This window comes from Plebeiibacterium sediminum, from assembly GCF_026013605.1.
GTDB lineage: Bacteria > Bacteroidota > Bacteroidia > Bacteroidales > Marinilabiliaceae > Saccharicrinis > Saccharicrinis sediminus.
On the sequence record NZ_JAPDPJ010000426.1, the window covers coordinates 1 to 302 of the forward strand.

General features: G+C 40.7%; 1 protein-coding gene. It reads right to left on the bottom strand.

Going from position 1 to position 302, the window contains the following annotated elements:
- On the bottom strand, positions 1-302 hold a 302-nt coding region (locus OM075_RS26060), incomplete at both ends, for a transposase (protein ID WP_301193450.1).

Sequence of the window (302 nt, forward strand, 5' to 3'; positions counted from 1 at the left end):
ACCCGATGTGAGTATCTACCCAAATATTCCACTACCGAATGTGGCGAACCAAAGGCTTGTTTGGCATAAACTACCCAAGGTTCCGGAATTAAATTGCGAGGCACAAACTTGTGTATTTTGCCCTGCTGCTTCAATTTACGCAGCTTTTTAGCAAAAATAGCACTGAACTTAGCAGACATTTGCTTTACATCAAACAAGAAGTCACCGTTTTGTTTGGTTGTTTTCCAATGTCCATTTTTGTTGATACCACCTGCCGGAATAATATAATGTATATGCGGATGGTACTTCAGCTGTTGATCCCA